The sequence below is a fragment of the Haloarcula amylovorans genome (genome assembly GCF_004681185.1).
Lineage (GTDB): Archaea > Halobacteriota > Halobacteria > Halobacteriales > Haloarculaceae > Haloarcula > Haloarcula amylovorans.
Map to the genome: position 1 here is coordinate 198,263 of NZ_SRIF01000003.1, position 25,628 is coordinate 223,890.

The 25,628-nt window shown below is 54.9% G+C and carries 15 protein-coding genes; 6 read left to right on the plus strand and 9 right to left on the minus strand.

Annotated elements, in window-relative coordinates:
• Positions 1-51 precede the first annotated feature (51 nt).
• From E4S61_RS15385 to E4S61_RS15405, 6 genes are all read right to left on the minus strand, one after another.
• Positions 52-558 carry a hypothetical protein gene (locus tag E4S61_RS15385; protein WP_135304846.1) on the minus strand — a complete coding sequence of 169 codons (507 nt, stop codon included), beginning with the start codon at positions 556-558 and terminating at the stop codon, positions 52-54.
• 8 nt (positions 559-566) lie between these two features.
• Entirely contained in the window at positions 567-734 is a 168-nt protein-coding gene (locus tag E4S61_RS25495) for a hypothetical protein (protein WP_167768527.1), read from the minus strand.
• 92 nt (positions 735-826) lie between these two features.
• Positions 827-4,648 (minus strand): hypothetical protein, encoded by a 3,822-nt coding sequence (locus E4S61_RS15390; RefSeq protein WP_135304847.1) that lies wholly within the window; start codon positions 4,646-4,648, stop codon positions 827-829.
• Entirely contained in the window at positions 4,645-5,235 is a 591-nt protein-coding gene (locus E4S61_RS15395; protein ID WP_135304848.1) for a BREX protein BrxB domain-containing protein, read from the minus strand. The genes E4S61_RS15390 and E4S61_RS15395 overlap by 4 nt, the downstream gene beginning before the upstream one ends.
• Positions 5,232-8,984 carry a hypothetical protein gene (locus tag E4S61_RS15400; protein WP_135304849.1) on the minus strand — a complete coding sequence of 1,251 codons (3,753 nt, stop codon included), beginning with the start codon at positions 8,982-8,984 and terminating at the stop codon, positions 5,232-5,234. Before E4S61_RS15400 ends, E4S61_RS15395 begins: the two co-directional genes overlap by 4 nt.
• Complete coding sequence (locus E4S61_RS15405) at positions 8,984-9,823, minus strand: BrxA family protein (protein ID WP_135304850.1); 840 nt, start codon at positions 9,821-9,823, stop codon at positions 8,984-8,986. The genes E4S61_RS15400 and E4S61_RS15405 overlap by 1 nt, the downstream gene beginning before the upstream one ends.
• A gap of 336 nt (positions 9,824-10,159) precedes the next feature.
• On the opposite strand from E4S61_RS15405, the gene E4S61_RS15410 reads away from it, so the two are divergent.
• The 3 genes from E4S61_RS15410 to E4S61_RS15420 all read left to right on the plus strand — a co-directional run bounded on the left by E4S61_RS15410 (position 10,160) and on the right by E4S61_RS15420 (position 13,797).
• A complete protein-coding gene (locus E4S61_RS15410; RefSeq protein WP_135304851.1) occupies positions 10,160-11,884 on the plus strand; it encodes a DUF2254 family protein in 1,725 nt (574 codons plus the stop codon).
• Positions 11,885-11,970: 86 nt separating this feature from the next.
• Positions 11,971-12,525, plus strand: coding sequence for a hypothetical protein (locus E4S61_RS15415; RefSeq protein ID WP_167768528.1), 555 nt, complete (start codon positions 11,971-11,973; stop codon positions 12,523-12,525).
• Positions 12,526-12,828: 303 nt separating this feature from the next.
• Positions 12,829-13,797: a hypothetical protein gene (locus tag E4S61_RS15420; protein WP_209309516.1), complete on the plus strand. Its 969-nt coding sequence runs from the start codon at positions 12,829-12,831 to the stop codon at positions 13,795-13,797.
• A 3-nt stretch (positions 13,798-13,800) separates the two neighbouring features.
• Here the strand turns inward: E4S61_RS15420 and E4S61_RS15425 are convergent, their stop codons facing one another.
• Positions 13,801-14,523, minus strand: a complete 723-nt coding sequence (locus E4S61_RS15425) for a thymidylate synthase family protein (protein ID WP_135304854.1) — start codon at positions 14,521-14,523, stop codon at positions 13,801-13,803.
• Between the two features lie 690 nt (positions 14,524-15,213).
• On the opposite strand from E4S61_RS15425, the gene E4S61_RS15430 reads away from it, so the two are divergent.
• Both E4S61_RS15430 and E4S61_RS15435 read left to right on the plus strand, forming a co-directional pair.
• Positions 15,214-18,264 (plus strand): AAA family ATPase, encoded by a 3,051-nt coding sequence (locus E4S61_RS15430; protein WP_135304855.1) that lies wholly within the window; start codon positions 15,214-15,216, stop codon positions 18,262-18,264.
• Complete coding sequence (locus E4S61_RS15435; RefSeq protein ID WP_135304856.1) at positions 18,257-19,609, plus strand: hypothetical protein; 1,353 nt, start codon at positions 18,257-18,259, stop codon at positions 19,607-19,609. Before E4S61_RS15430 ends, E4S61_RS15435 begins: the two co-directional genes overlap by 8 nt.
• A 64-nt stretch (positions 19,610-19,673) precedes the next feature.
• On the opposite strand, the gene E4S61_RS15440 is transcribed toward E4S61_RS15435, so the two are convergent.
• The gene (locus tag E4S61_RS15440) at positions 19,674-22,616 is read right to left on the minus strand and encodes a DEAD/DEAH box helicase (protein ID WP_135304857.1); all 2,943 of its coding nucleotides are present in this window, start codon (positions 22,614-22,616) and stop codon (positions 19,674-19,676) included.
• Between the two features lie 6 nt (positions 22,617-22,622).
• Positions 22,623-23,447 carry a hypothetical protein gene (locus E4S61_RS15445; RefSeq protein ID WP_167768529.1) on the minus strand — a complete coding sequence of 275 codons (825 nt, stop codon included), beginning with the start codon at positions 23,445-23,447 and terminating at the stop codon, positions 22,623-22,625.
• Between the two features lie 214 nt (positions 23,448-23,661).
• Between E4S61_RS15445 and E4S61_RS15450 the strand changes: the two genes are divergently transcribed.
• Positions 23,662-25,440, plus strand: a complete 1,779-nt coding sequence (locus E4S61_RS15450; protein ID WP_135304859.1) for a DEAD/DEAH box helicase — start codon at positions 23,662-23,664, stop codon at positions 25,438-25,440.
• Positions 25,441-25,628: the final 188 nt, after the last annotated feature.

Below are 25,628 nucleotides of genomic sequence, written 5' to 3' on the forward strand. Positions count from 1 at the left end.
GTGAGCAGTGACTTCAATGTTGCCGAAGGCGACTGGGTGAGGCCATCCTACTTACCACGTTAGTGAGAGCTCTTCGATGGTGATGTTCTCTAATCCGACTGCTGCTGGCGATAGCTCACCAAAACCACCATCGTCAGTCAATATATGTGGCCGCTCGTATCGGTACTCGTACGCGAGCGAGAGAATAGGGACGTCTTTCGCTTGGATATCTAATAAGTGTCCCAACAGCTGATTGTGTGATTTCTGTCGCACGTCTCGCAACTCAACCTCGTTAAGCTCATCGTCGTCGAAAGTGGTGATTACGTCATCACAGCTACTGAGAAGCTTGAAAAGTAGTGTGAGCGCGTCATCGATCTCCTCGCTCTCCACCCGGTCTGACCGATGAAGTCCCTGCTGAATCTCTTCTAGCATATACGCAGACAGCACGGTCTGATGGCGACCTTCATAGAACTCTTCAGTGAAGTATAGACGTTCGCCAAGCGTATTGGAATAGATCTCTACCGGGAGTTCGTCTGCTGTTGCTATGTATATCCAAACGTTGCTGTCCAAAATCAGCATTCAGAAACTCAGTCGTCCGCCGGCAGTGATTCTCGCTGATCTACTGCTTCTGCGGCGAGGGTTTCTCGATCCCAGTCGAGATTTTGATTGAGTTCCTGTAGTGCTGCCTCGATTTCCGCAGGTGACTCATCGCCGTCTTCGGCACGCGCCCACAGTTCTGCTGTTTTCTCACTCATGACTCTCACCTGCTGTTGATAGTCTCTAGGCGCATCGAGACTTATAATTCTAGCGCCAAGCGTGCAGTCACGTTCTACAACGAGTTGATTCGCTACTTCTCGACTTTGTCAATGAGCACGATTTCGTCGTCAGCAAGATCATCCAATTGCTCCTGAACTGCCCGCATTCGATCCAAGATTGTCTTCGCTTTTGCGAGGAGCTCTTCTGACCGCTCTTCGGTCGGACGCTCGTCAGCGTCAACGACAGCGGTCACTTCATCAGTGATCGTCGAGTTGGAGAGCTCCTGACGGAGGTCCTCGGCGACACGTTGTAGCTCTGCCCAGACATCGTCATCGGCACCAGGTGGCTTCGGATCTTTTGCTTCCTCGATGAGCTGCTGGACTCGCTGCAGCGACGGTGGCTGCGATGACTCGAGCACGGTCTCTACGGCCTCGGTCGTCGGCGAGTCTGGATGCTCTGTACGAAGAGTGTCCCCTGCCGATTCCAGCTGTGCCCACGGACTCGGTTCGCCATCGAGAATTTCGCGGACGTTCTCGTATGTCTCTATCTGTTGTCGAACGCTTTGGGTGACCAGCGCTGCTTCGTCTATGTGGTCGCCATCCCACGCAGTCTCGAACACCTGATCGATACTGTCGAAGGAAACACTACTGAACGTGTCTGTAGCGTCATCAAGCAGTGTACGAACCGACGATTCGTTCTCCCGCACCCATGCTGTAAGGTCTCCACAGATCTCCGTTGGGTCTGATTTGTCCACCGCCTCACCAGTGATTCGGCGGTACTGCTCAGAGAGGACATCAACACGGTGGCCGCTCGCATCTGCAATCCGGGTTATCACCGTCTCCTTCGTGGGCACGGATCCACTTTCGGCCGTAGTCTGCATTCGTGACGTAACTGTAGCGTGGGGATACAACGACTCAATCAACTCGAGCATCTCTGCAAACTGCGCCCAGAGCGATTTCTCACCATCGTCGACGGCAAAGAGTTCACGCGCGTCTGCGAACGTCTCAGCCTCCGATGTGACACCATCCGTCACAAGATCCGAGGTAGTGATTTCTCCACCACTGTATGCCGGCGACAGTGCGCTTTCGAGTGTATCCAGAGAGACATCAAACTCCCGGGAGACGCCCTTGAACGTCCGTTTGACGAGAACACTGTGTTCGTCGACCCAGGAACCGAGTTCGGCAACCCATGCGTCCGGGTCGTCGCCGTCCGGATCGTGACCGAGGAGAGTCGAGACAACCGTGCGGATTTCCTTGGGATTGACCGTATCAACACCGAACCGCACCTGCAACGACGTGAGCCCACTCTTTGTACGCACTTGGCGGCCGATCGCTGCTGGGTCGGTTACGTACTCGGTGTCTTGTTTGAGCGCAACCTTCTCGCTGGATGTCGCGAGCGTGATAAGCAATGCTGCGATCGATTCTTGAGGCGTTCCTCGATAGTCGCCATTTGCCGTGCGGGTTTGCTGGAGCAACGTGTCGACATCAACTGCGCTCTGTTGTTCGTATTCGTCGATAAACTCCCGACACCAACCGCTGGTACCGATTGTCCGCTCCGAGGTGTCTACCCCCAACATGACTGCATCGCTCTCGGCCAGTGGCCACTCATTACTGCCTTGGAAGAACTTTGCTAACCCCTTCGCATCGTCGACCTCGACGAGTGGGCGGGACAGAACCTTCCGAGTCGACCCGAAGACCGAATGTACCTGGTCTTCGACGACTTCTTCGAGCACACTTGGGCGCTCTCCCCGGTACTCGTGAACCGTGTGGACTGCTGCACTTTCAAGGAGATCGCTCACCGAAGATTCCAATTGACGTTTATCAGTCCGATATTCCCGTTCAAGTTCCTCGTGTGTCTCCGTCTCTTCCTCGAGGACCTTCCCCATGCCGAGGACGTTCCGAATCCTGTCAAGCGTCGTCTCGGGCACCTCGATGGCAATGAGAATGTGTTCGCCACCGCCTCGCCCATCATTTACGTCCTTCCACGTTGCGACCTGCTCAGTAACCGTATCAGGAGCGTCGGCCAACACCCGAATCCGCATGGCATCGAATTCCGTTGTTGGGGCTCGACCAACCGGGTCAAGGATAGAGTATTTATATCGGAGCGGGACGCGCCGTTCGTCGCCGACATCCACTTCGTGACGGCTACTATCACTCCGGAAGAAGTCGTCGTTTTCTCGGAGGCGCGTCTCTAGCCATGCAGACAGTTGGTGGGGCGAAATCTGCTCGGCTTTGGTTTGGGCTCGGCTGAGAATGCTTTCCTGTTCTTCCGAGACCAGCGTGTACACTTCGTCCCCTTCGTCGTTGGTTTCAGTGAGAACCTTTCGCTTATCCACGAGCGTGTTCAGCGCCGATTCGGTCGCTTCAACTGTCTCATGGACAGAGGAGTGGACGTCATCGAACATCAGCCGCCCTAGGTTCTCCGGCGTTGCTGGAACGGCTGGCGTCTGGTTGAGGAGGTACAGCGCTTTCGACACCCGGACCTCCCAGGCGTTCTCATCGCCGTCGAAGGTCGGGATCAACGTATTGTCCAACATCTCCTGCACCCACAGCGGGACGTACGTTGTCTCTTCGACCAACAGGTCGAACAGCTCGTCCCACGTGACGAGTGCCCCCGCCTCCGCTGTTGCCCAGTCGAATTTCGTAAAGAGCGACCGAACTAACACGAGCAACGCTCGTCCTTGGATGTAGTCCCGATCCGTCGCTCTCCCCTGCGTGATCAACTCCTGCATCACATTGCGAAGCAGCGTGAGATCGTACTCGCGGAATGGATACGACTCGACTGGGTCGGGGTCAGCACTCGCCACTGGCGAATACGTCTCCAGAGAGAGATCGGGCATCGACGAGACGAGTGAGGCTACTCGATCACTACCTGAACTATCTTTCTGCAACCACCGTTTCCGGACGATAATCTCCGTGTCAGCGCCTTCAAGCGGGACCTGCTCGTGTGTCCAGTGTTCGTCCGCCGGCTCACCGATGAGGCTCTTGCGTGTCGCCGGTAGCGAATACTGCCCAGTTGTGACAACGACCGGATTCGGGCCGTGCTGGAGGGCTTCCATCGTCTCCTCGAATTCTCGGTACCGATGCCGGCTATCACCAACAAACAGCGCAACCTCGTCAAGCCCTAACAACAACTCAGTTCGTGGGCCGCTTTCGTTCAATGCGTCAGTCGCGGTCTCGATTCGCTTGACTAGGTCTCCTGGATCGAACGACTCTGGGTTCACATCCTGTTCTGCTTGCTCGATGGACGCTTTGATACCGGCTTTGCTGTCGAGATCGGTCCCACTTGTCTCTGGCAATGACGGGAGGCTCTCGTAGAGCCAGCGTCGCAACGATGCCCGTTCTTCGAGAACGTCCTCGAAGGTTTGGCCGTCGTGCTCGGCGTCGAGAAGCGCGTTCCAGATACCCTCGTATTCCATATCGACGGTCCAGGCCCACTCGAGCAGCCAGTTCGGATCTGTCGGGTACCCAAGCTCGCGACCAATCGCCTCAAAGATAAGGAACGGGAGAGGTGGTTCCTTGGAAGCGTCCCGGTCGAGGAGATTCAGGAAGACTGGCTTAAGACGGTCGACGTGTGACTCGTCGATCGACCGGGCAAGGTTATCGAACCCAGGCCACTGTTGAGCCAATTCGTCACCAAGGTTGGCGAATTCCGATTCACTGTCTGCAACAAGACCGATGAGCTTCAGCAGGTGAGTTTTCCCCGATCCGAACGTCGCGTGGAGATAGAGAAAGCGCGGTGCTTCTTCAGGGTATGTCTGTATGACTTCCCCGAGTTCCGTGAGTACACGCTTTGCGCTGTCAGTCTCATGAAACTCTGCGACGTCGGTCTCCGCTCGCTCTTGGGCGTTTACTTTCTGGACTTCTTCGAGTTGTCGCGTCGGATCACTACGGAATAGCTCTTTGATACTCATTGTTGGAGATGTTGCTCTTTGATCGGCTCGGCGATCTGATGGGCTGGATAGTAGTGCCGTGAGTCACCGCCGAAGAAACTCAACTTCCCACCGACGACGTCGCCGGGGAACGGGATGCCAATGGTAGATCTGACGTTTTGACGGTCGAGTTCATCAAGGAGTTCAGAGGCACGGGTAAACGGATAGAGACTCCCGAGGTTGAGCAGTAAGACGACGTGTTGTTGGGTTTGCAGTCGTTCGTCGTCGATCTCGTTATCCAGTATCTCTTCGACGAGTTCCGCAGCGAGACGATCTTGCATCGTCTCTTCGATGCGCTCGGCGGTCGTCTCGCCGCCTAGTGCTACTGAGAGATTGTACACCTTCGTCTTCGGGAGGAGCTCGTCGAGCCAAATCGGCTGTACCGAGACTTCGTCTTTGATGACTGGTTGTTCATCGGCGCTTCTCGCCCACGCACTGAGTCGGTCCGTAACCCGATGCTCGAGCGAGGGGTCGACCGCTGCAATGACGAACGGATTCCGGATGCCGGCTTGTCCATTGGCAAACGTACACAGCTTCTCTTTGAACGCGAGATACGGTGAGTCTGTCATCGGATGATCACCCCCGACTCGACCTGCTCAATATCTAGTTCTCGGGTCTCAACAAGCCGTTCGAGGCGCTGGTTGAGAGCCTGCCGGTCGTCTGGAATGGTTCCGATTCGGTCAACATCATCGGGTGTCTGATCACCGACGATTGTCGAGAACCGGTCGAGCCTCGACTCTAGTCCCTCGATATCGCCGTCAATGGCGTCTGCACGAGCCTGCACGTCGGCGATGTCATCAGCCGCCGAAACAAGCGTATCCTCATTGTCGGCGTCGAGTGCTGAGACGGTCTCTTCGATGGTTTCGTACCAGCGACGAAGCTCACGGAGCGGCGTGATGTATGTCCGCTCAAACGCAGGCTGTACACTTGCCGGAAGTGCCGTTGCATCAACGATCCACGGATGCTCTTCGAGGCGATCGACAAACGACGGGAGGCCCTGTTCGTCGACATATTCGTCCCACGATCGCTGGAGTTCGTCGCTGAGTTCCGTAGATGCTTCTCCAGCCAACATTGTCCAGCCATCGGTCGTCCACCAACTTCCGTCGAACGTCGTGAGCGCATCACGCTGCTCCGCCACCAGCGACTGGGCATCGGTATCGATCCATTCGAACTCAATGTCACCGATGGCAAGCTGGGCATCGAAGCGGTACAGAGATACTAGCCGCCGGTTCCAGACGTCTACGACTTCGTCGAGCCAGTCTTGCTCGTCGTTGGTCTGTTCTATCGCGTCGCCAAGTCCATCGCCCTGTGACTTGACGACAGCAAGACGGTCAGTGGTGGCAGCAATACGATCAGCTAGTTCATCGATGAGTGCGCCAAGCAAACCGGCTACAGCGTCTGAACGGATATCGGTGTCTGCAATCAGTTGGATATCTTCCTGGAGGCCAGTGAGCGTGGCACGGAGCTGTTGGTTCGCCTCCTGGAGGTGGATTAGTCCGTCAGCGACTGTCTCTGTGGTTTCTTTGAAGCCGCCCGCTTCGAGGAGCTTCCCAATCGACTCGCGTGGAAGCAGTTTCAGCCTCGTTGTCGAGAGCCGGTCTTGATCGAGTACGGCCGCATTTTCAAGCGTATTTCCAGCTTCGTCGACGGGAACAAGGCGTCCTTTTCGACAGAACCCCCAGATGATGGCACACAATGCGGGCCGAGCGTCATCGTAGAACGGCTTTTCGTCGGTAATCCCATCGAGGACCGTATTCATGTTCAGGCCGGCTTCTGTGTCCTTCAGCTGTCGTCCAGTGAGCGACAGGACGTTTCGCTGAATGCTTTTCTTCCCCTGGTTCGCGGATGGGTCCGAGGACGGTACCTGGATTGTCTGTGCCCAGGCAGGTAGCGGATCTTCAGTAGACAGCTCCGCGAGCTCCTGCAGCCGATCTGCAGTCACCTGGAGCATCATCGGATGGAAGTCGTCCGGATATCCGACGTCGACAGCAGTTTGTACTGCCGTCGTTAGATTCCCGATGTCCGTTCGGTCTTTCACGGTAAAGGAGCCGCGCTGCATTACGCTGACGAGCTTACTTCTGATAGCACTTGCTCGTCGTTCGAGATCACGTTCGACGGCAGGTGGGGCATTGTGTGTCGAAATCGCATCTTGGAGTGCCCACCAATCGATAAGATGCTTGCGCAGGTCGTCGAGCCCGTCAGTATCTATCTCCCAGTAGAGCGTCTCTTCGTCCGTGTTTTGTAGTGTGTGGTTAGGATGGACACCCTGGACCGAAATCGGGACTTCCAGTCCCCCGTCAGCTTCTGTGGTCGTTTCAAAGTCTGTGCCATCAAGGCTGAATTCATATGCAACAGGATACTCCTCACCGGACTCCCCGTATGGAACAGATTCCGGCAGCGAGAGGTCCTGAATGATTCGCTCCCAGAGATGCTCATCTAACGCATTGAGAATGGCATCCCACTCTGGGTCCTCCTCGTTTGCCTCTGTGTCCTCGTAGATGAGTCGTTCTTCCTGCGTAGCGAACCGATATCGGGCACCAGATTCGTCTTCTGTCGGTCGAATGAATTTCTGAAGCCGGTCGAGCGATTCTTCGACTCGATTTTGCGTACTGATCCACGACTGCCCGTTGAGATCGGACATGACGGAGACAGCGATGTTCCCCTCGTTTAGTGGAACGATGTCGTGGACGTGCTGCAGCAATAATACTGCTTTCGCCACCTCCAGGTCGAACTCTTCGAGGTTGCCGTCTGCAACTTCGTCTGCAATACTTCGCCCTTTCTCATCGTTTCTCTCCCCATCGTCGTCATCATTGTCTGGTAGCTCTCCAACAACCCGAACATCTTGCTCAAGCGTCTCGCGAAGCTCAGGTTTGATCAGGTCATAGAAGTCAACTAACGTAATTACCTGATCGGGTTCACCGCTCTCGACCCAGCGCTGGAGCAGATTGTGCATGAGTGCGAGGATCGCGCGAGCTGTGCCTGAGAAAATCGATTTGGCAGGATCGCTAGCTTCCCGCCTCAGGTTGAATAGTATCTCAAGAAAGAGTGGAGCGTGATACGGGAGGAAGGGATAGAACTCGACGAGCGTGTCTGCATCGATGCTGTCGAGTGGCGGTTTCGTATTCTGCTTGGTCTCGTTGTATACCAGTGATTCCGAGGGCTTCACAGAAGCATTTTCCAGCACCTCGCGGACTTGGATCTCTCCTTGGTCGGACTTCGCAAAGAGACGCCGTTTCGCAATTTCGCCGACGTGTTTGCTGGGCAGTTGGTAGCGGTGGGGGAAGCGATCCTTGACGATACTGAAATCCGCGCCGTGTGCAGCGAACTTCGGTTGTACGTCTTCGATCTTCGCTTGGGCAGTGGCGACGAGCTGGATGTCGCCATCACCGATATCGTCGATATTTTCTGCCAGCGTCTGAAGTTCGGTCAAGCGCTCGAAGTCAGTCCCGATGAAGAGACTCACTTCGTCAAGCAGTAATACCAACTTCACTGGTTTCTCCAGTTCCGCTTCTCGCTTAGCCCGCAATCGGTCTAATCGAGTCACCACTTCCTCAGGATCGATATCCGACGGTTGGAGGTCCTGATATCCATCCCGAGTTTCGTTGACTTCCTCGAAGAGTTTTGGTAGAATCACATCCGCCAGGACACTGTAGTTCTGGATGTCCTTCCATAGCTCCCCTGTCTCCCAGTCGTACCCACTAGATCCAGTCGTGACAGTTTTGAGGATCTCCTGTGCCCGAGTCTGTCGCTCGGGCCACGCATCCGTTGTTCGGAACCACTTCTCGAAATATGCGACATTGAGCTGTGACGAGAGCCCTTCCGAAATGTCGTCGTCGACACCAGTCAGATCAGGATCCTGATGGGCGTGTCTGAGCACGATCTCGCTGAAGCTCCGTTGTTTCTGTCCCTGATATTTGAGGAGGTTAACTGAGATGGGGATTACGTGGTAATCCTGGTGAATCGTCCGCCAGTGGTCGCGTAACTGCGTTGCGCTGTCCGCTTCTAGTTGTGTGAGGTCGTCCCAGACTTCATCATACTGTCCATCGAGCCACTTGGAATCAAGTAATCCATCGAGGACCGTGAGGAGGTGGCTCTTTCCACTGCCGTAGTAGCCGTAGAGCCAATAGTTCGACCCTGTTCGCATGTCATCTGCTCGTCCAAGCATCCGGTCGACGAAGTCCCCAACAAACCGTTGGGAGTCCGTCGTCATATGGTATGATTGGATAGCGTGCCGACGGTGATCGCGCTCATTCCGATCGATGCGTATCGATTCCTCGAAATCATCCGGCAGATCATCGAACCAACTTGCATCAGCCATTAGCTATCACTCCCAGGGTGTATCCATGCATACGGTTCTTCGGTGGGACGGAGATTTAGGTTGCCGTGGAGTTCGAGATACTCCCACGCATCGGTGCTAGCAACACGGTCGAAGAGCTCCTCCCAGCGTTTCTCTGGTTGGAAGAGATATAGTAACCCTCGTGGGGCTGTAATCCAGTCCTCGTCACCGGTTTCATACGAATAGTCCATTGCGACAAGTAGCGGTACAGTTCCTACAGCTGGGGTGTATCCCGTCACCGTTCGTTGCCCCTCAAGAACACCAATCTCACGCATCACTGACCGGAGCCCCTCACACCACCGCTCCGTCGTCGATTCTGCATACTCGAAGCTGCTGCCATCGGTATACGTGAGTCCGTTGAGGACATCCTGGAGAGTTTCATTTGAGAAGTCCAATGGTTCCGACTTCTCCCCAGCAAGACGATTGCTGTATTCGTGAACGGCGTATCGAACCAGGGTATCGTCGGAAACAAGATAGAAGTAGAGAATTTGTGCCTTGTCTCGTGCCGTCTCACAGTGCTCAAACACTTCAGGAAGAAGGCTTGGCTTCGGGAGTGTCGTCGGTGCATTCTTGAATCGGGATGTCAATACGCGAAAAATCTTCTGTGAACTCCCCCGTGTGCTCCGGTTTGACAGCCGTTCATCGAACCATCGCTCTTTCACCTCGTTCCAATTTCCCTGCTCCGCATAGAGACGAGCGAGTTCCTCCGCTCGCTCAACTAAGAGACCGCACATGGTCAAATCCATGTTTACTTCTGCCGGCGAGAGTTGATGGGAGAGGGAAGGGAGTGGCGTCTTCCCGCCGTCAGGTGAAATGTCCATAGTGCGGTCAACAAAATCAACCTACTTTACTGTTTGTTACTCGTGGAGGGCTCCAATGACTGGAATCTTGAATCTGTCCAACAGCGCACGAATTTATAGAGGTAGCTGCGAATATCTGGTCGCTATAGATCTGACAAGCGGCGAACCTTGTTCTGACCGATTAATGGACTTCCTGTACTAAACAATACAACTAGCTCTGTTTTGACAGAGTCGCGATCTACTGAGAGCCACCGAAGCTCCTACTCTATCACGTCTGGATTACTTGTATCAGAGAGAACATGAGCGGAATGCGTCACATATAAACAATAGTGCTAATTCCTTTATGAGAGTGAATACATGAATTTGCGGAAGTGGAGGGGATTGTTCTGGGGATGGTCTAATCATCTACTATTTCGATATGCTGCCTTTACGGTCGCTACGGCTACGGTATTCGCGACGCTGACAGCTCTCCTCAATCTGCCTGTGGAAAGCGAGAACAGCCGGACGTTGCTGACAGCTCTGGCGACTGCCGAAGCTTCAGTTCTAGCAATCGTCTTCTCCGTGACCGTCGTCGCTTTGCAACTCGTTGTGACGCGGTACTCAGCTCGTCTCACCTCGCTCTTCGTCAAGGAGCCGCTGTTCCGAACGACATTCGCTCTCTTCGTTGGCGCAATAGCGTTTAATCTGCTCGTCGTCTATTCGCTCCCGGTACAGAACGACCGCCTGACGAACGCGGCCATTGGAGTCGCATTTGCGTTTGCTTCTATCTCGACCGTTGCGCTATATCAATTTATACGGATGATGATCCAACGCAGCTCACCCGACAATCTCATTTCCGTATTAATCGAACGAGAACTTGCACCTAACACATACCTCCCAGATTCAGTTGCGGAATTCCGGGAGATCGAGGTGCATCCGATTCGTCCATTGTATCAGACTATTGCTCGTGCGATTGAACTGGGCGAATACCAGACCGCAGAACAGGGAATTGGTGGGCTTCGAGTAGTACTCATACGGACATTCGGTTATCTTGAGAGCGAGCGCTCTAAGGGGGACGCTGCTCAGTATGCAACGGTTGTTTCGACCGAGATCCTCATGGAGTATGTTCCGCCGATTCTGGAGCAAGCTTACTCCCATGAACAGTACGACTTGGTTTCGAATGCGATCGAAGATATCGAGGCGGTAGCTCTGAACGGGCTTGACCGTGGATTCACTGATATCACCGAGGCTGCTGCTGAGGGACTCGCAGATGCGTTCGATGCAGCTCCGTTAACGTGGGAAGGGAATCGTCTTCGAAATCCGATCAAAGAATCGTTACTTGAGCTCACGAAATCCACAGCGAACGATGCCGGCTACCCGACGTTACGAGCGGTCTTTCATTCACTGAATTTCCAAATGACGGTTCTTTTGCGACGTAGGCCGGATTCGAATGTAACCCACCATCTCGTCGGGGACTACTACAGGCGAGAGGTTGTTGAAATATTCGAAGCCCTCATTGACCGGTATGGTCCTGACGTAGAAAACCAAGATATCAATTGGGTCTCGCCAACTGAGGGGCGCAAGTGGACACTCCCCAATGAGGCAGAGCCACTTCGAAACTTTTGGCGAGAATACGTTAACTTCACAGAAACGGTCCTGCGCTATCGTGTCTCCGAAGAAGAGTATCCATTTGTCGAAGGATCAATCGATGACGGCTGGAGACAAATTACAGAGTGTGCTGCCGATGCTAATATCGATGGACTGGCGACGCTGTGCTGCATTACGACGATTCAGCTCGCCTATCATGTTGATCAGCTAGAGGATGGCCGTCCTGGATTGTGGACGAACAATCTTGGGTTCCTCAGGCGAGACTACGATCCTGTCATCGTCGATCGAGCATTTGCACTCCTAAAGGCGGGTGAACAGCCGGAGGGCGCCAATATCTCAGTTCGAACAGCCAACCCAACGGTTGATAGCACAGATAAGAGCTTCATTGAACGAATCCTCAGCACTGAAAAAGAAGACACATCGTTTGAGAAGTGGATTGTCGAGTTCGAGAAAGAAGTACTCGAACGAACGGAGTACCTCCAAGAGCGAGAATGACGACCCCTACAGAGGAAAATGCGATCAATAATGACGAACCAGATACGTTTCAACTTCGGTTCGAGAACGGGAGTCTCGTCGAACGGGTGGGTGATAGCGAGGGCCCCGATACGGACCACACCGTTGACCTGATCGAACCGGGAGAACGGACTGGCTTTGCGGTCGAAGTAAAATCCGTGGCGCTCGACGTGAATGGCCAGCTTCGAGAGACTGTCGACTCCCGCGGTCGCCTCCTCAATTTCGGATCGAGACAACACGCTGAATATTACGCTCGTCAATTGTCAGCTTCGGACGGCTCACTTAGAATCCAAGCCGTCCCACAAAACGAACCGAAGGATATCGACGCATATCTTCTCGCCGACCACAACCCGTCGATCAAAGAACCAGCCGAGATTGACGGGGACACGTGGACATTCGATGTGGGGGCAAAGCTTTACGGCGCACTCGGCGAGGCGATTCTCTTGGAGACTCCGAAACCACATGCACTCGTCTACTTCGTTCAGCAGGATCTGGACATCAAGGAGAATGACCTTGAGTGGGGACTGAACGTAGACGTCAATCGTGGTCAGCTGCTATCGGTTGAGAGTTCTGCTGGGAAAAACGCTGGACGCCAGACTGCGTCATCGAAGCTCGTTTCGTAGATGTTTTTCGTCGCATGTTTGATCACCGGTTTCGGGAGATTCGCCAGCACGGCGAACCCCTCACCCATTGAGGGGAAAACAAACTCAGGCGAATCTGAGAGGCAAATTTCCCGCTGTATTTGTCCCGACGCCAGACCTCAGATGAACGTAATATATTTGACATACCTGCGCCAATGTAATACACCTCGACAAGAATAGCTCAAATCAATGGAATTGACGCGCAACAAGACGATTGACGGTCTTCTGACTGGCTCACCAGGTCCGTTTCGACTTAAAACGTCAGAGGAGCGAGGGCAGCGAGTATTGGATGGCTTCCGCGAGACAGTCGCGCAATCAGAAGCCGATGCTGAGTTTTCGGTGGACAAAGAGTACTGGGTCCGGTACTATCTCGAGGGGCACAGCGAGGCTTACGGCTTTGAGATTGCTGGCGACCTCGACAAGGAAGTGAGAGGAAGACGTGGCGACTGCCGGGTCATCTATGAGGGGCAGAAGATGGTATTGGAAGTCGAGAAGGACCTGAAGAATTTCTTCAAACACGGGCACGAAACCAATGGGGCGGTTGGATGGGGCACGCCCGGAAGTATCGACCTCGTCTTTGCTATAACCGACAATGACGGTCGAAAAGAGGAGCTCGACATCCCGGTCATCATTGCATCTGATTATGATCGTTCTGAGCTTGATGAACCGACATTCGAGCAGTGGTATAATCGAGTTAGAGAGCTCAAGTCCGTCAAGGAGGCTTTCGTAATGAGTCTTCTCTCGACAGTCTACTGGGAGTATACGAAGGGGACCCCGACGGTATGGGAAGTACAGAAACGAGCTGGAGAGATTGACTCGATGAGCCGTGAGTATCTTTCTGCGATTCATGACAACCTCTGGTCTGCCGTCGCAAATGGGGTGAACGATGTCCTATTCAACCGAGAAATTGCGATCCAAGAAGGGGAAGAATTCGCTGACCTCAAATCGAAGGCTATGTCTCTCGTTCAGGAGGGGTACTCTGAGACGTCTGAGTGGGAATGTCCCGTTTGCTCAGAGCCGCTTGTCTTAGTCGGCACCCACAAGCTGGTTTATGAACCAGACTTCGAGACTATGACTGAGGGGCAGTGGACTGAGCAACAGGCTGCTCAAGAAGGCGGATTCTTTGAGGAGGGTGTCCACGGAGAGACACTCACAGCAATATACTGCTTCGATTGTCTGGTTGGCGGAGTCGCAGGTCCTCTCGATACCGAACCGATGTTGTTTGACAATCGGACTGAGGTAGAGTTCAAGTAACGACTATCTCTCGAAGCAGGTTCGGTCGGATTCTTGGAGTCTTCGGTAGATCTTTCGGACATTCCCCTCGTCGTGGGTCGTCACGTTGTGAACCTCCTCGCGTACCTCGCCTACTTCGTAATCTGCTTGCCTCGCAGCGTATGCTAGGAGAGCACCGGAGGCCACGAGATTTCCTAGCCCCTTCAAGCCGAAGAACTGGCTTCGGAGCGTCGTGCAGAGGCCGAGCGTCCCGAAGTCCGTCGTGAATTGGAGATGGCTGACGCAGGGCAGCCCTTTCACCTGGGGTGCCTTCATCGCCCGCTGCCGGTCATTTTCATCGAACAGATTGGCGATTAGAGCATTCCTCCGATTACCGGGATACCCTTTCAGCCCCTCGCCGATGCACTCTTCTATTGCTTTCCCACTCTGCTTCCAGTATCCTCCATCCAGTTGCTCGATCACGCGGTCCTCGACCCAGTGTGCTACGGTGTCACCGCCTGCAAGCGGCGATGTCTTGCTGAGTGAAAGGTCTTCGATACCACTAAACTGGCCTCCGAGTCGGAGTGCTCGCCGCCAGGTATTGAACTGGGTATCCCGTATATTTGGGACGGCACTCGGCTCTGAAACAGGGTCGGTTACTCTCACAGTCAGGGATTGTGGTCGGTGACGGAGCCACAGGTCAACTGCATCAGCATATGCTTCTACGAAGCTGCCACCGATTGCTTCTGTTCTGTAACTAGCAGTCATGCCGAGAAAGGTACAAGGTCTGAAGGATAATAAATTTTAACTGATTTGACAATTGTGGCGAAGGGGAATTTTGGGCTACACCCCTAGGGGTCACGCTGCACAAACCACGATAGCTTCCCGCAGATTATAAAGAAAGCATTCTGAAGTGCGAAATCGACAGAAGAGAATTTCCGATATTCTGAACTTAGCAGACTTCTATGTATATACGGCCACTATCCATCGTTAATCACGACTTTCTAGAATTCAAATAAATCATTTATAAAGAACAGAGTAATTTGGAGGGTTTTTGTTTGTCATTTATCTGTTTGCACTGAAATTCGTCTGGATGTCCTCGTCAACGAATTCTTTCAATCGCCCATCTTCTTTGAAATGTTCGGCTTGGCTCCGCATACATCGAAATAAACTTCTATCGGCTTATAATCCACCCTCGGAAAAATCAGAAGCATACATGAAATGTACCCCAATCGCAAAATGCCTGGAATCCGGCGATTTCCCCAACGTATACTACCGGACAAATACAGTCGCACTCATGGCCAATACGAAAGATAGCCACGAACCAGAAGACGAGCTGTTCTAAGTCCAAATAACAGTACCCAGAATTCCTCATTCTCCACCCGCCTGACGTGTTCGAGGATTTCATTACCCCCGGACTCCCAGCCCACGTATCAGTAGCGTAGTACTTGCTCACCAATGAATCAGCAAACCCGCCTCACAGACGACGAGCCCGACGACACGCCGCCGCAAGTATTCATGATGCCGGTCAACCGCGAGCAGTGGCTCGACGATTTCAAACGCACCGTCGATACGCCCTTTGAGTTCGGTCCTGACTGCCCAACCGTTCTCCAGGGCCAACCCCCAACCCGCATCTGGGGCACTCGGACTGGCTCCCGTAACGAGAACATGTGGTCGCAACTTGCCCCGGGGGACATCATGCTGTTCTACACTGAGGGGTGGTTCTTCGCGGCCGGCAAAATCGAGGACACAATTCGCAGTAGTGAGGCCGGCGACTACATCTGGGACAGTGAGGAGAGCCAGTTCATCTACACACTCACCGATTACACTCATATCGCCATCCGTCGGGCGACTGTCTGGGACTGGTTCGATTATGCCGAGAACTTCACCCGCCGTGGCCTGTCCAGAGTTTCCCCCGACCGCGTCGACGACTTTCGTGCCGACGTCGGCGACATCTGGCAGCACATCACCGAGTACGCCGTGGACGACGGTATCGAAGCCATCCTCGGAGATACCGTCACGGAACCAAACCCCGCAATCGAAACCACCGATCCCGACACCAGCCCCACGTATTTCATCCTCCGCACGGGCGGTGGCGACTACGAGGACACACCCGCGGACGAGTACCACTTCAAAGAAGGCATTCCGGGGTCGAAGCAACTCCGCGAGGCCGCACCGGCCAAGTTCGTCTATCTCGAAGACAAGGAGTTCTACGCGACAGGGGAGATCAACACTATCGAAGCCCGTGATCGAGACGGCACGACCCACTATTTCGCTGCAATCGAGAACTACAACGGAATCGGCCCCGTCGACTTCGAGGCCGTTCGCGAGTCGCTGGACAAAGAGTTCCCAATCCAGTACGGCATCATCAAAATCACTAAACAGGATTACGAGCGCATCATTTCCAACGACCCAACCGACCCCGAGTTCGAACCGGCCGACACCTACGAGTCCGTCACCGCCGCAACCGACGACATCACGGCTCGATGCGACCGTCTTGAGGAAACGCCTCTCGACTGGTTTGAGGCCCGACTGACGGCGACGATCATCGACGACTGGACGACTGCCCTCCGACAATTTAATCCGGAGACGACAGTCGACCCGGAACAGGCCGTGAAATATGCCCAACTCCGTGATCTCTACCAAAATAGTGAGAACGAACTCGTAAACCTCACAGCCACGATCAAGTCCGGCCGCCTTAGTGACCTCTCCAAAGTAGAGACACTGTTTCTCGCCCTCGTGCGGACACTGCAACGCCGCCACAACTGCGAGCTGACCGCGGACCCCGACACACTCGGACCGATCCTCCACGACGACTACGAGACCGCACCGGCCGACAGTCCAATCGACGTCTCTCACCCATTACTCGAGTACCTCACAGACACCCCAGAAGCGGCAGTCTATCGCTTTACTGCCTCACCGGAGTATTGGCTCACAAGCATCGCCACGGGGACTGTCTCCTTCGAGGAAACAAACAAACCAGCTTGGGACCGCCTCTCCCAAGGTGACGTTATCCTATTCGACTGCCAGGAGACGAACCTTGACATCGACGCCGAGCTCGGCCACGGCTTCATCGGGGCCGGCATCGTTGGCCACATGACGAAAAAGCCTACCGACGACCCGTGGTGGTGGGACGAATACAACGCCGACGCTACATTCCCATTCCTCGCTAGCTTCGAAGCACTCTATCTAACGGGCGATCCCGAGCCTCTCACTGGATCGAACCCGATCACCGCAGACACGACAGCTATCGACCTCACCGACTCACTCCAGGCTCTCACACAGAATCTGCTGCCGTACGATAAGGCTGAACGGCTCTGTGAGACCAACACCGGCCAGGGACTGGCGATCTCCGAGACGTTCTCACCGTTCCTCGACGACAACGACCAACCTAGTCACGACCGGCCACGCCTTCTCATCGAGGCGATGGCCAAGCAGGCACCGCTCACAGCCGTGCCGCCCATCGATATTACACAGTCGTTCGACGGCGAACTCGACCACGAGGACATCCTCGACGGGCTCCACTTTGAAGGAGATCGTGGCAGTGAACTCGTCGACCAAGTTGAGAGCGCGCTTTGTGCTGGCAAACACGTCATCTTCACCGGGCCGCCGGGCACCGGGAAAACCGAAGTCGCTCGTCGGATTGCAAACCAACTCGTGGCCACCGCTCCCCAGTTGTACACAGACACGCAACTAACGACTGCTACGGCGGATTGGTCGACGTTCGATACGGTGGGTGGCTACATGCCCGACGGCAGCGATGCGGACTCAGACCAACTCGAATTCTCGCCGGGCGTCGTTCTCAACCGGTTCAAGAGCCGTCGGCCACCCACTCAACGGAATGAACCGCTCATTATCGACGAACTGAACCGCGCGGATATTGACAAGGCCTTTGGCCAACTGTTCACGCTCCTGTCGGGCCAATCCGTCCAACTCCCGTATCTGAAAGACGGCGCGGAGGTCGAACTCCAGAACGCAGCTGACCTTGAGGGGTTACCCGATGAGCACCAGTACGTCGTGCCGGCCTCATGGCGGCTGTTCGCGACGATGAATACCTACGACAAGACCTCGCTGTACGAGATGAGCTACGCATTCATGCGTCGGTTCGCGTTCATCCGTGTCGACGTCCCACCGATCCCCGAGACCGATAACCAGCTCAATCAGCTCATGCAGCGCTACAGCGACGTGTGGGACAACCTCGAGACGACCCGCGCCCAACGCCTGGCCGTCGGTCATGTTTGGCGGGCGACAAACACGGCCGTCGACCAGCGATCGATCGGTCCAGCCATTGTCGAGGACCTGCTCCGGTATCTCACCCAACGTGCCGACGATATGGAGCGCCAGCTCACCCAGGCGGTGATCAGCTTCATCTTTCCGCAACTCGAAGGCGTGCCAAAGCGGCGAGAGATCCTCACCGCCATCGCTGAAGTTGAGGAGATTAACCGCGACACCATCGAACAGGCCGGCCGCGACATGCTCCAGGTCGACGCTCTCACGGACGATGCATAAGGACGCCCTCCTCGAGCAGCTTACCCAAGACATCCTCGCCTATGCCATGCATGGCAGCGTCCCCGAGGACGAGATTGCAGCCACACTCAAACCCGATGGCCTGGACGAGCGCTTCGCCGAGTACGAACTTCTGCTGGACCTGCATTTCATCCTCCGGGACGACGTCGTCGAGTTCGTCCAGGAACTCCCGAAACACGTGCGATCGATCCGGACTGAAACCCAAAACGTCTCACGGACGACTCGTGGAGCCGTAGATGGCCGCATCGACTGGTCGGCGACGATCAAGCAGCGCTACGCCCAGTCGCCCGGAGATACAAGCCTGTTCGTCTGTGAGAATCGCTCCGAGGAGTACGACATCCCGGAGAATATCGTTCTCAAGCGATTGCTGTCGATCATCTATACTACACTCTCCCAGGCCGAAGAGTACCTCCGAGCGGACTACGAGTGGGTGCAGGACACTTGGCGTGGCGATGACCAGCTCATCGACGATCTACAGTCACTTGTCGAACGAAACGTCCACGTCACGCGCATCCGGGAACCGGAAACCTACGAGCCGACCGAACGAATGCTGACACAGGCAGCAAATTCCCGGCAAGCTGTGTATCGAACTGCCGCTGACCTGCTCCGCAAACGCCAGCGACTCTTCGATGGTGACGAAGCGTTGCTACAGGAACTGCTGGACGAGACGGCCGTCACACCCGACGACGAGGACACCCTATTCGAGCTGTTCGTCCTCTTTCGATTCATCGCGACAATCGATGATATGTGGGACGGGTCGTTCTCGCTGCAGACAATCGCGACCGATCGCCAGGAAGTCGCCCGATTCGATGGCGAAAAAGAGATCGTCATCTATCACGATAACTCTGCTCGTGATCGGGACCTCTCGTTTCGGACCGTTGTCGATGCAGAGTCGGACGATGACTCACTGTCTCGGTCGGATCGGGTCCAGCTTGTCGCCCACGAAGTCGCGAATAACTACTTTACAGACCGAGAGTTCCAGAATCATACAGGTCGTCCGGACATCATCGCACTCGAGATTATCTCACCCGACGGTACCTATGAGTATCTGATCACTGAGATCAAGAACAGCTCGCGGATTAAAACCATCAGACAGGGCATCAAAGAGACGCTGGAGTACGTGGCGTTCCTCCGTCTAGACGACGAATTTGTATTTACCGATGATACAGGGAGTGTCTTTGGTGACGGCTGGAACGGGCTGCTGGTCGTGCAGGACCTAGAGCAAGAGACTGCTTCGTTCGAGGCCCAGGCTGGGAGTGAACTGAAAATCCTCCAAGCCTCCGAGTTGGAGACGAATCTGAAGGATATCCTTTCCAAAATCATTTGATTGTGTATCGCAGGTGACGAAGTCAAGTATAGGCGAGGGCCATCCAGTACTCACCAAAGAGAGTCTAGAGGAGGCCATCCAAATCGTCATCATCAACATCGGTGATGATCGACTCGGTGTCTGTTTCGTATTCGAAGGTAGCGGGATCGAGGACACCGAGGAAGATCGCGGATTCATCGACGATGGTCATCGCATGGCCGAAGTCGTTAATAATGACCGATCCGCCTCCTTTGCGTCGATAGACGTATTCGGCAATGTCGTCTGCAGTGTCGTGGTTGATGTACTGGCGTCCGTCGGCCGTCTTCTCGAAGGGGCGCCCATCTGAATCGACACTGAAGCGGTAGCCGTCGCGTGGTCCGGGGTATGGGTCGCCGCGAGCAAGGTCGTCTGTGTCCGGGACAGGACGGGACTGCCGCGGTTCTGGGAGTTCATCGTCGGTTGCCTCCCGAACGCAATCGGCAAACGGGGCCTCAGGGTCCCAGTCGCCGGCGGCCCAGTCGCTGTCGGGGCTCCAGACGAGATGTGAGACGTCTGCTGTCGAGAGTTGTTCGTCCCAGTCGTACTCACGGAAGATTTTCTCGTCGACAGTGTCGCGTGCGTAGAGGACGTAGAGTTCGGAGGCCTGTGTGGGATCGTCGCCAGTGCGGAGGACACGGCCGAGTGTCTGGATACGTTGGCGGACACTCCCTGATGAGACGCGGACGATTCCAACGTCTGCGCTCGGGACGTCGACGCCTTCGACGAGAGCTTTCACGCTCAACATAACGTTCGCGAAGCCGTCATCACCGAACCACTCGATAGCGAAATCGTTCCAGGCTTCGCTTCGGTGACCGGAGTGATACATCACGGGTCGATACCGAGTGTCGAAGAACAACTCCTCGAGTGCCTTGTCGGCCATCTTGAGGCCGGGGTACTGGTCGTAGAGCTGTTGGCGATCACCATATTCGTCAGCGATCCCGCCAGTCCGATAGTTGCGGCCGCGTGACTCGGCGGGGGCGATCATCTGTTCGAGTTGTTTGATCCGCTCTTGGAAGACAATGCTCTTCTGATCATCGTCGATGGAGCGTCTGAGTAACGAGAGCGTGATCGCTTGGCGGCCAATCGCATCAGCGACGAGTTTGCGTCGCTGTTGGGTATACCGGAAGAAGTCAGAGATCGCGGGTGTCGGTCCGTCTATGGAGTCGGCGATGACCTGAAGTTTGTGTGCAAAGTGACCATTGAGTTCGTAGAGGCGGTTCCCGTACTGGTGTTCGATATCAGCCACGGCGTCGACGACTTCGTCGGTTAGCCGATCATAGGTCTCTCGTTCGGGGGCCGTGAGATCGAACCCGACATACCTGACATGGAACTCGGGGATAAGGTCGTGCGAGACGGCTTCGTCGTAGGTGAGCTCGTAGTAGATGTCGCCGAGTTCTCGGAGGAGAAGTTCGTCGCTCTCTGAGCGGTCGTTATTCCCCGGATCGGACAAGGGGGTGGCTGAGAGACCGAGTGCGGCAGTTCGTGGGTAGTCGAAGACGTTCGAAAAGGTATCACTGGTGTAGCGGTGGCACTCGTCGGCAACGAGGAGGTGGTCTGTGATCCCTGCAGTCTCGAGTGTTTCATTGAGGAAGTCGTCTTTGACGGCGGTGTTGACGATTCCAACGAGTATGCGGTAATCGTCCTCGAATCGATCTTTGTGACCGTCGCCTGCCCATCCGACATCGTCTGCGGGAACAGCGAGCTTCTCGACAAGTTCTTCGAGCCACTGTCGCATGAGGACTTTCGTCGGGACGAGAACGGTGACGACGCCATCGGGATGCTTTCGTAGCCAGCGGCGGAGAACTTCGAGCGCCATCACGGTCTTGCCAGCGCCGGTGACAACGCGTACGATTCCGTTTTCGGGGTCGCGCGAGGTTGAAGCTTTGAGGCCAGTTCCGGACTCAAACCATTGCTCTGCTGCGTCTCGTTGCCAGCTGTAGAGTTCGAAGCTGGCCGGGAACTCATACGGTGATCGATCTGTCTGGGCCCACCGTTCGAAGTCTGCTCTGGACAACCCGGATCCAGTAGTCGATTTTACACGGTACGCCTCCGCCTCGTCTCCTGCGTCGGCGATACGTTCGAGGGCATCAGTTGAGAGGCCAGCGAGGTCGTCGCCGGTGAATGACGGGAAGCGATCTTGGATGCGAGTGCGGAGATTCCGACGACGATTCTCGGCGTTGATATACTGGTCGGCACGACGAATCGTTGGGTTGGAGACGTCATTCTCGTATGCGCTGGATTTCAGGTAGTCCCGCCGGAAGGTATCGAAGAGTTGTCTGTGTCTGCCGTGACCGTTCGACTCCCTGTAGATGTAGTATTTCGCGAGGTCTCGTTTGATGTGATCTCCGGGAGGGACCACGTTCGCGCCTTCCTGTTTGAGCCAGCGTTCAAACTTTGGGAGGAGATCGACGTTCCGGAATCGGTCCTGCCACCGCTCATGTGGTTTTGTCGCGAGGTAGCCATCGTCAGTTTTTCGCGCGGCGCCTAATTGTTCGAGTAACGTGGGGAATCCACGGATGCCTTGGTCGTTGAACTCGTAGTCGTGTTCGGTCGCGAGTTGCGTCCGCAGTTCACCACGGGTGAGTGGTCCTTCGGTGTTCGTAAGAAGGCGATGAAGCGAGCGGAGACCATCGATCCCTTCGGGGAAGGTTCCGTCAATAACCCACGAACGTTTGATTGCATACCAGAGGAACGTCTCGAAATCGATGTCATCGTCGTTCCAGTCGCGAGCGAACTGCCAGACGGTGATCGTCCTATCCGATCGTTGGCGAACGACGCCGAGTTGGACGTACGTCGAGAGGATTCGTCGTATGTAGCTCTCGGAGTACTCCTCACCGCTATCGGGTTTACGGAGACGGTCACGAGCCTCGGTAACGAACGTAGACTTGTCGAGTTCGCCGTCGGTCTCGATAGCGAGTCGGACGAATGCTGTACTTCGTCGTTTAGTTCGTTCGATACCGAATAACGGCGGGGGGAAGCGGCGACTCACGCACGATCACCAGTCTTCGGGATCGTCGTCGAAGCGGTGATCATCGGGATTCGTCTCAGTCGTCGAGCCGAGTGAGCCGGCCCACGAGTCGAGCTCTGCCTGTTCGTCGGGTGTGAGTTCGCTGGTGAGCGACCGGGGTTCTCGTACTTCGATTGGCGTGTCATCGAGAGAGCCAACGTAAATGGGGAGCATCTCGACGCCACGTTTCTTCCGCATGACAATGATGTTCTTAACGACACGCGGGAGTTCGTGAAGTTGGTCTTGCGTCTTCGATGGATCCGGTGGATTCTCGACGAGCGTGACGACGTCATTCCACGGGGTGACACGGAATGACCCGCCGCGTGGTTTGTGCCGTTGGAGGGTTGTGTGGACGTCTTTGGAAAGCGCGGTTTTGACTGGGTGCCGTTTGTGCGTTCCTGGGTGTTTCCACCAGACTCGGTCGCCGCCGAAGGAGTACTTCGCGCCGTCGTAGACACTCGGCCAGACATCCCCAGGGGTTAGGCCTGTGGGATGGACATCGATACCGTACGATGGGTCGTCTTTCGGGACGAGTTTGCCGGTGAGAGTGAGTTCGCCGACATAGACGTCGCTGTAGTCATCACCATCTTCGATACGTGTGATGACATCGTTGTCTTCAGTAATCCGGACACGTCCGCCGAGTCGCTTGATCGAGCGTAAGTCTTCGAGGAGCGTATCCGGAGTCGGGTCGAGGAACAGCCGATCAGTTCCTTGATACACTTGCCACCAGATATCACCGTCTGGGTTCGTGCGGAGTCGATAGCCACGATAGTAATCGGGCCACTCGTCACCGGGAGATAGGTTGGAGATCATTCGGAACGTCTCGTTAGCTGTCCTGACTGAATACGTCACTACAAATAAATTGCATGCTGATAACTTAATAAGTATCCGACAGAATGAATTGAGAAGATGCCAGCTGCGGGCCAAGACATCGAAGATATTGGATATTATCGTTTTCAGCTATCAATAACTAGTAGTCTGTAATGAAAACATTCAAGTCGTTCTTTATACTCTCTTCTTTGTCAAGATGTCTCTTGGGGACGATTCGGCCGGGGGACCGGGGGTAAGTTGGTCAATAGACGACCCCCCGTCGGTCGGCGAAACTGAGCAATCTACTAAGGTAGCAGCCACGACCCATGTTCAAGCTCTGCAGGCACATCGGTTTGGAGTTACGCAGAGCGAGCAGGACCTATTAGCGATCGAGGAGATCAAGGACAAGGTCAAGCTTCTCGACCACCAGCTAACGGCGGCACACCGCGCGATCACGAACATGGGCCGCGGGATGCTCTTTGCCGACGAAGTCGGTCTCGGAAAGACCATTGAGATTGGGATGGTTCTGAAAGAGATGGACATACGCGGCACGCGAGAGAGCGTTCTCGTTCTCACACCCGCACAACTCGCTCCGCAGTGGCAACAGGAACTTCGAGAGAAGTTTGATCTCGAATTCGTCTGCAACTACGATGAGGAGTTCCGCGGGTTCAACGCTCATGACAAAATCGTTGCGAGCATCGACACCGCCAAGGCGAAACGCCACGTCGAAACCGTCCTCAACCGTCGGTGGGATGTGCTCGTACTGGACGAAGCACACTACGCACGGAACCATGATACAAAACGATACGACCTTCTCTCGAATGTGGAGTACGAGGAAGCGTTTTTCGCGACGGCAACACCGGTCCAAAATAATATCTCTGACCTCTACAATATTGTCAATCTGATTCGCCCCGGGTTGTTGGGTACACGACAGGAATTCCAGAATCAGTATGTTGTGGACAACGACGACTCACAGATCCGGAACTCGAAGGCGTTGCAACGGAAGCTCGATCGTGTGATGATTCGGAACCGGCGTGAAGAGACAGATATCGACTTCACGAACCGTGAGGTGCGAACGAACACGTTCGAACCGTCCGACGATGAAGCAGAGCTTTACGACGCCGTCACCGAGTACGTTCGATCGAGCTACTCGAGCGAAGATGCGAAGCATCTCGTTTTGCTCTTGCTCCAGAAGGAGGTCGTGAGTAGTCCGAGTGCGGTACTGTCGACGGTCGAAAAGTGGCTTCGAGGCGACGGATCGGCGACAATCACGAAGCGCGAACAGGAACAGCTTCGGGAGATCCAAGAGGTCGCAAGCAGGGTAACAGAAACGACAAAACAACGCCGGCTCCGCGAGGTGATACAGACCGTCGAAGATCAACTTGAGACGGCACGAGTAGTCGTCTTCACACAGTTCCGGAAAACACAAGACGAGATCGCCGAGAGCGCACGAGAGCTCGACCGACACGTCCACGTGGTGAATGGTGACTACTCGAGTAAAGAGAAAGACGCTGTCGTCTCTGACTTCGAGCGGAAAGGAGGGATACTCGTCGCGACGGACTCGATCAGTGAGGGGCGAAACATGCAGTTCTGTAACGTCCTCGTGAATTACGATCTCCCATGGAATCCGATGAAGGTTGAACAACGGATCGGTCGTATCGACCGGATCGGACAAGATCGGGAGGTGCACGTGTTTAATCTCGCTCTCTCGGACACAGTCGAAGAACACGTCCTGGATAAACTCTACGGGAAGATCAACCTCTTCACGCAGTCGATCGGTGGACTTCGAGATATCCTCTCTCGACGGGAAACATCTGGGACTGATTTCGAGCGCGAAGTATTTGACCGTCTCCGGACCGCAGATTCGGAGGTTGAGTTGGAGAACAACTTCGAGGAGATGGCAGTCGACTTAGAGAAGAACAAAGCAGCGGCAGAGAAGGCATCAGCGTTCTCCAAAGAGGTGCTCGATTCCTTCGAGAAAGGTGGTGAAGCGTGAGTTCGATTGAAACGAGCGTGCTTAACCGGGTGAGTATCAAACGACTCACCGAAGCGGTTATCGAGTCGAACGGTGGAGAGGTTGACCGAACGACTCCGAACCGATGGCAGGTAACCTTGCCGTCGGAACTCAGTCCACACAGGATACACGATCGAACTGCTCACCAGTCAGATACTGGGAATTCGTCG

Excerpts from the sequence above, each read along its gene's own strand:
- E4S61_RS15385 (WP_135304846.1), bottom strand. The coding sequence starts at position 558 with ATGCTGATTTTGGACAGCAACGTTTGGATATACATAGCAACAGCAGAC.
- E4S61_RS25495 (WP_167768527.1), bottom strand. The coding sequence starts at position 734 with ATGAGTGAGAAAACAGCAGAACTGTGGGCGCGTGCCGAAGACGGCGAT.
- E4S61_RS15390 (WP_135304847.1), bottom strand. The coding sequence starts at position 4,648 with ATGAGTATCAAAGAGCTATTCCGTAGTGATCCGACGCGACAACTCGAA.
- E4S61_RS15395 (WP_135304848.1), bottom strand. The coding sequence starts at position 5,235 with ATGACAGACTCACCGTATCTCGCGTTCAAAGAGAAGCTGTGTACGTTT.
- E4S61_RS15400 (WP_135304849.1), bottom strand. The coding sequence starts at position 8,984 with ATGGCTGATGCAAGTTGGTTCGATGATCTGCCGGATGATTTCGAGGAA.
- E4S61_RS15405 (WP_135304850.1), bottom strand. The coding sequence starts at position 9,823 with ATGGACATTTCACCTGACGGCGGGAAGACGCCACTCCCTTCCCTCTCC.
- E4S61_RS15410 (WP_135304851.1), top strand. The coding sequence starts at position 10,160 with ATGAATTTGCGGAAGTGGAGGGGATTGTTCTGGGGATGGTCTAATCAT.
- E4S61_RS15425 (WP_135304854.1), bottom strand. The coding sequence starts at position 14,523 with ATGACTGCTAGTTACAGAACAGAAGCAATCGGTGGCAGCTTCGTAGAA.
- E4S61_RS15430 (WP_135304855.1), top strand. The coding sequence starts at position 15,214 with ATGAATCAGCAAACCCGCCTCACAGACGACGAGCCCGACGACACGCCG.
- E4S61_RS15435 (WP_135304856.1), top strand. The coding sequence starts at position 18,257 with ATGCATAAGGACGCCCTCCTCGAGCAGCTTACCCAAGACATCCTCGCC.
- E4S61_RS15445 (WP_167768529.1), bottom strand. The coding sequence starts at position 23,447 with ATGATCTCCAACCTATCTCCCGGTGACGAGTGGCCCGATTACTATCGT.
- E4S61_RS15450 (WP_135304859.1), top strand. The coding sequence starts at position 23,662 with ATGTCTCTTGGGGACGATTCGGCCGGGGGACCGGGGGTAAGTTGGTCA.